Origin of the sequence: Kaistella sp., from assembly GCF_049588135.1 — a bacterium.
Classification (GTDB): domain Bacteria; phylum Bacteroidota; class Bacteroidia; order Flavobacteriales; family Weeksellaceae; genus Kaistella.
On the sequence record NZ_JBAVFG010000025.1, the window covers coordinates 1 to 5,078 of the forward strand.

A 5,078-nucleotide genomic window follows, 5' to 3' on the forward strand; every position below is an offset into this window, starting at 1 on the left:
AAGATGAGACATCTTTTAAGGGTCGTTGGAGATGACAACGTTGATAGGCTATAGGTGTAAAGGCAGTAATGTCATAGCCGAGTAGTACTAATTACCCGTAGATTTATTGCCTAATTAAGGCACTCGACAGTGCAACTACGGTTGTCTCTTTGTGAACGTTTTTATCGATAATAATTTACCAATGTGTAAATTTATCAGTCTAGCAATTGTTACACTGGTACATTAAAAGCATTGTTAAATTAATAATATACTGTACATCCTTTTGTACAAAACAACCTTTAGGGTGGTTTTAGCAGAGGGGCTCACCTGTTCCCATTCCGAACACAGAAGTTAAGCCCTCTAGCGCCGATGGTACTGCTAACGCGGGAGAGTAGGTCGCCGCCAGTTTTTTTAAAAGCTCATCAATTTATTTTGATGAGCTTTTTTTGTGAAATAAAGTCAGAGAATAAAGCTTATCAATTTGGTTTGATAAGCTTTTTATGGGGTAGTGTCAATCACAAACCATGGAATGCTTAATTTTGATTATTGCTCAGGTTACGCAACACATTGCCCCTGAAAAAATTTTGTCCTTGTTTGAAAATTTGGAACACATCAGATAAAAAAACTTGACGATGATTTTAAAAATGGATTTTAAAACTTTTAAATATAAGTTGGCTGGAATAAGGTAGATGATACAAACCACCTTACTTTTAGGTTAAAACCATACCTGATTTCCGCAAACGTCTGCCTAACCAAGATCGTCATTTATAAGTGCAGACCTATGCGAAATAGATTATGGTAAAATTGAAAAAATGTAAAAAGGCTGTTCCACCTAAATAAATTACTTTGGCTTAGAAAAGAAAGTTACTCTGAATTGGCGGAAAATAATGAACCTTTAGAAAAAATATTTCAAAATTTGATTGTAGGTAGATAAAAAGATTCCGCTTTTCAAAATGCAGACTGCTTATTTTTCCGAGAGGTAAACGTTCGTGAAAAACATTCGGGTTAAATATGATTTTCAATAATATTATTTGATTTGAAAACCGATAAAATATCCTTTTTGCTCATTTTAATAAAATTCCCACAGTACTAAAATTTCATAAAGCGTTCATAATTAGCCTAAATAATTGCTAACTTTGATAGATACATTTTTGTATGTTCAATCCAAACTCCATATCAGCTAACGCAAAATCATTTTTTTCTGAAATAGGAGATATGACTTTATTTGCAGGACGCTTTTTCCGGGAAGTTTTTAAACCACCATTTGAGTTTAAAGAACTAATTCAGCAATGCTATAATATGGGAAACCGTTCCTTGTTATTGGTCGGAGTTACGGGTTTTATTTTAGGTCTCGTATTTACATTACAATCACGGCCGACTTTAATGCAATTTGGGGCGCAGTCTTGGATGCCGGATATGGTCAGTATTTCCATCGTTCGAGAAATTGGACCAGTAATTATTGCCTTGATCTGTGCTGGTAGAATTGGTTCAGGGATTGGAGCTGAGCTCGGTTCTATGAGAGTTACTGAGCAGATTGACGCCATGGAAGTTTCTGGAACCAACCCTTTTAAATTTCTAGTCGTTACTCGCATCGTTGCCACCACCCTCATGTTACCGTTTTTAGTCATCATGGGAGATGCTGTTGCATTGGTAGGTTCGGCGATTATTGAAAATATGAAAGGTGATGTTTCTTATGTTCTCTATTTCAACAAAGTTTTTAGTTCACTTAGCTTTAGTGATATTCTTCCAGCGACTATTAAAACATACTTTTTTGGATTTGCTATTGGTTTGGTGGGTTGTTATAAAGGCTACAATTGTGCCAATGGAACTGTAGGAGTTGGTGAAGCATCGAATTCAGCAGTGGTATATACCTCGATGCTTCTATTTATAATCGATTTTATCGCCGTATTTATAACCGATATTTTTTTTAATGTCTAAATGAGTTCCGAAAAAAACATAAAAGTCGTCTTAGAGTTGAAAGACCTTCGAAAGAGTTTTGGTGATAATCATGTACTCAATGGTTTCAACCTGAAATTATATGAAGGTGAAAACTTAGTGGTTATGGGTAAATCTGGTGCTGGGAAATCGGTTATGATAAAATGCCTGGTAGGTTTGATGCAGCCTGATAGCGGTAGTATTACGATTAATGATTATGATATTACCGCAATGAAACATGACAAATTAGATCTGTTGCGTACGGAAATCGGTTTTCTTTTTCAAGGAAGCGCATTGTATGATTCGATGACGGTTCGCGAAAACCTAGAGTTTCCTTTACGGCGTCATAAAGAGAAGATTAATAATTTTCAAGGAACCGAAATTTTGGTTAGAGAAGCTTTAGAAAATGTCGGTTTAGAAAACTCCATCGATTTGATGCCTTCAGAACTTTCAGGTGGGATGCAGCGTAGAGTCGCATTGGCAAGAGCATTAATTTTGAAACCAAAAATTATTATGTACGACGAGCCCACAACAGGGTTGGATCCGATTACCGCAAAGGAAATCATCCAGCTGATGCGAACCATCCAGATTAAATATCATACTTCATCACTCATCATCACTCATGATGTAGATTGTGCAAGAGTGATTTCAAACCGAATTATTTTGTTGATTGATGGTATTAGCTATGTTGAAGGGACTTTTGAAGAACTTTCGAATTCGAAAGACCAAAAAGTTCAGGCATTCTTTAAAAACTAAAATTATGGGAAAATCTACAGAGAAAATAAAAGTGGGAATTTTTGTAGTAATCGGAACTGTTCTTCTTATTGCCGCACTTTATTTCATTGGTCAGCAGCAGCAAATGTTTAGTAAAACCATTAAACTGTATGCCGTTTTTAATAATATAAATGGTTTGCAACCCGGGAATTATGTTCGTTATTCCGGTGTTAATGTAGGCACAGTCAGTGATATAGATATGTTAGATGAAGGGAAAATTGCTGTTCAAATGTCGATCGATGAGGAAACTGGACGTTTTATTAAAAAAAATGCCATTGCATCTGTTGCTTCCGATGGTTTGGTTGGAAGCATGGTAGTGAACATCGTTCCCGGGAAAGAAGAGAATGCAAACGCTGTTGTTTCTGGAGATACAATCAGGATCCACGCAAAGGTTGGTACTGATGAAATGCTTAATACCTTAAATAAAACAAATGAAAACGTCGCTTTATTGAGCGCTAATCTTTTAAAAATAACCAATAAAATCATTGAGGGGAAAGGAACTTTGGGAGCCATGCTTAGTGATACTTTGATAGCGCAAAATATCCGACAGTCCGTGGCTGAAATTGAAAAAGCGACAGCTGGTACTTCTACTGCAATTACTAAAATCAATGCAATTATTTCTAAAGTAAATTATGATCAAAGTGCTGCTGCTGTACTTTTAAGTGACAAAACGGCTTCCACTCAAATTAAAACAGTTTTTACAAATCTTGAAAAATCCAGTAATGATATCAATGACGTCACAAAAAAAATGGATGATTATTTTGACGAAATGAAGACCGGAAAAGGAACTTTAAATTACATTACTCAGAATCAGGATTTGGCAAAAGATATCGATTCAACGATAATCAATATAAAGCAAGCTTCCGAGAGACTGAACGAAAATATGGAAGCCCTAAAACACAATTTCCTTTTCCGTGGTTATTTCAGAAAACAGGCAGAGCAGAAAAAAAAGGACAGTATCAAACGCAGTAAATTGAAATGATTTTTAATGTTGGTTAGTTCCTTTAGTAATTGAAAAGTAGTATTTTTTACTTTAAAACCGACTCAATATTCCCCAGTGAATTTTCGTGTCTCCAAATTTTATTGGGTTTCCAAATTCACTTCCATTCGAGATTTGAAAACTCATTAATCCAATTGGTAGCATAAAATTAAAACCTAATCCCAAACTGTATAATTTCGGTTTTAGTCCTAAGTTTTTATTATGCAATTCACCATATTGACCGAAGACATCGAAAAACGCTTGGTTTCCGACCAAATAGCGATATTCCGCAGTTCCGAAATAATAGAAATCAGCATAAAGTGAATTTTCATTAAATCCCCGAAAAGAATTCCAACCACCGAAACGCAATAATTCATTAAACGCAAAATCATTTTTAGAATTCAGAAGCGCCGTTTCGCCCCTTAAGTTTAAATAATTATTTCCTTTAATATTGAAATTTCGTTCGCCCGAAAAGAAAAAGTTAGTTTGATTTGCATTGATGTTTTCTACAGAATAATTCGTGGTAATATAATCTGCTTCGGCTCTCAGCCTGGTTTTATATAAAAATAATTCAACCTCAGAAGGTTCGGAATAATCATACCAAATCCCAATTCCTTTTTTATCGTAATCTCGCCCTTGAAGATAGAGAGAATCAAGAACTGTTGAAGTTTCAAAAGTTCCGCGCAAACCAATTTTCTGGTTACTTTTTAGATGAAGATAAAAAGCTGGCGTTAATTTTACGTTCGCATAAGTTGAATCCTGGCGGAAAATATTGACTTTAAAATTCCCACCAATATTTGATTTAAACAAATAAGGAATATCACTTTGCAAATCGAAAGTTTGCCCTTTATCCGGATTTCTTTGCCAGAAAATATTCACCGTTTCAAAACCATTAAACATATTTCTAAAGTTCAGATTAATACTTCCATTAAAAGTGAATTTCTCAGTTTTATCATTTCCAAAGCCGATTATGCCGTCAAAAGAGTTCGATTTTTTTTTCTGCATAAATAGAAAAATAGTAGTAGAATCTTTGGTATAAAGCGTTTGAGGCGGTTTTTCCAACAATAGAAAAGGATGATTTTGCAACGATTGTCCTAACTTGGCTAAAGTCGATTCCTGATAACTTTTCCCCTGATATTGCTTTTCCAAATTCTTCACAAAACGTTGCGAAACTTGCTCGTAACCTTTAAGAACGATTCCATCAATTTTCCGCAGATCACTTTTTATAACCGAAATTTCAACTTGTGGAATCTCATTTTTCAATCCTTTAAATTCAGATTTTATGCGATTAAAAACAAAACCTTGATTTCGATATTTCTCGTTGATTTCCTTCTTTAAAGAATCTAGATTTTTGGTAAAAAATTCTGGTTTATATTTAAAATTTCGCACAATGTCTTCGGATAATTTCACC

The 5,078-nt window shown here is 34.8% G+C and carries 4 protein-coding genes and 2 rRNA genes; 5 read left to right on the forward strand and 1 reads right to left on the reverse strand.

Features of this window, described 5'->3' with window-relative positions:
- The 5 genes from WBY99_RS01445 to WBY99_RS01465 form a co-directional block, all read left to right on the forward strand.
- Nucleotides 1-111, forward strand: a 23S ribosomal RNA gene (locus tag WBY99_RS01445); the annotation flags it as partial.
- Between the two features lie 168 nt (nt 112-279).
- Nucleotides 280-387: ribosomal RNA gene (gene rrf / locus WBY99_RS01450) — 5S ribosomal RNA — on the forward strand.
- A 747-nt stretch (nt 388-1,134) separates the two neighbouring features.
- Entirely contained in the window at nt 1,135-1,917 is a 783-nt protein-coding gene (locus WBY99_RS01455) for an MlaE family ABC transporter permease (RefSeq protein WP_423974568.1), read from the forward strand.
- Nucleotides 1,918-2,670, forward strand: a complete 753-nt coding sequence (locus WBY99_RS01460; protein WP_423974569.1) for an ABC transporter ATP-binding protein — start codon at nt 1,918-1,920, stop codon at nt 2,668-2,670.
- A 4-nt stretch (nt 2,671-2,674) separates the two neighbouring features.
- Nucleotides 2,675-3,670 (forward strand): MlaD family protein, encoded by a 996-nt coding sequence (locus tag WBY99_RS01465; protein ID WP_423974570.1) that lies wholly within the window; start codon nt 2,675-2,677, stop codon nt 3,668-3,670.
- Nucleotides 3,671-3,721: 51 nt separating this feature from the next.
- On the opposite strand, the gene WBY99_RS01470 is transcribed toward WBY99_RS01465, so the two are convergent.
- The coding region (locus WBY99_RS01470) for a hypothetical protein (RefSeq protein ID WP_423974571.1) at nt 3,722-5,078 on the reverse strand (1,357 nt) is incomplete at its 5' end.